The sequence below is a fragment of the Pseudomonas sp. P1_F7 genome, assembly GCF_056405655.1.
The window spans coordinates 1-1273 of sequence record NZ_JBFUBR010000057.1; the positions used below are offsets into that span (position 1 = coordinate 1).

Consider the following 1273-nt stretch of genomic DNA (forward strand, 5'->3'; position numbering starts at 1 on the left):
GCCACCAGGTTCTCGTAGTTACCGCCGCTGACGTCGGTGATCGAGTTGGTCAGCGGGGCGTGACCAGCCAGCACGTCGTTCGGCGCGCTGGTGGTGATGGTGCCGGTGGTGTGACCGACGGCGATGGTGATGSTCTGGCCGTTGGCCAACGTCACGACGACAGGCGAACCGGCGACGGCGGCACCGACGGTGGCGGTGTAGACAACGGTTCCGCCTTCAGCCGCGGTTTCGGTGGCGGTCAGTTTCACCGTCGAGGTGTCGATGGTGTCGTTGACGGCGGTGACGGCCGGGGTATTGCTGGTAACCAGACTTTCGAAATCACCGCCGGTGGCGCCTTTGATGGTCGCTTCAACAGTACCGGCGTCTTTGTAGACGTCGTCGGACGGGGCCGCAACGCTTACGGTGCCGGTGGTCTTGCCGGCGTCGATGGTGATCACCGCGCCGTTCGACAGGGTCACGGTGACCGGCGAGCCGGCGGCGTTGGTCAGGGTCGCGGTGTAGGTGATCGAACCACCCTCGGCGACCGAACTTGTAGCGCTCAGGCTGAGGTTGGTGGTGTCGACGGTGTCGACGGTGTCGGTCACAGTGGTCGACACCGGCGTCTTGTCGGCCACCAGATTTTCGTAATTACCGCCGCTGACGTCGGTGATCGAGTTGGTCAGCGGCGCATGGCCGGTCAGCACGTCGTTCGGCGCGCTGGTGGTGATGGTGCCGGTGGTGTGACCGACSGCGATGGTGATGSTCTGGCCGTTGGCCAACGTCACGACGACMGGCGAACCGGYGACGGCGGCACCGACGGTGGCGGTGTAGACAACGGTTCCGCCTTCAGCGGCCGACTCGGTCGCGCTGAGCTTCACGGTGGTGGTGTCGATGGTGTCGGTCACTTCCGTCACCGCCGGTACGCTGCTCGGCACCARGTTCTCGAAGTCGCCGCCGGTGGCGGTGGAAATGGTCGCTTCGACTTTGCCAGCATCTTTATAGAMGTCGTCTTTCGGTGCATCGACGGTCACCGAGCCAGTGGTCTTGCCGGCCTCGATGGTGATCACGGCACCGTTCGACAGGGTCACGGTCACCGGCGAACCGGCGGYGTTGGTCAGGGTCGCGGTGTAGATGATCGAGCCACCCTCGGCGACCGAACTTGTAGCGCTCAGGCTGAGGTTGGTGGTGTCGATGGTGTCGGTGACGGTGGTGCTGACCGGGTTTTTGTCGGCGACCAGGTTCTCGTAATTGCCGCCGCTGACGTCGGTGATCGAGTTGGTCAACGGCGCATGGC

General features: G+C 64.4%; 1 protein-coding gene. It reads right to left on the reverse strand.

Annotation, left to right across the window (positions count from 1 at the left end; all coding sequences use genetic code 11):
- On the reverse strand, positions 1-1273 hold a 1273-nt coding region (locus tag AC1D1M_RS31335; RefSeq protein WP_477778679.1), incomplete at both ends, for an immunoglobulin-like domain-containing protein.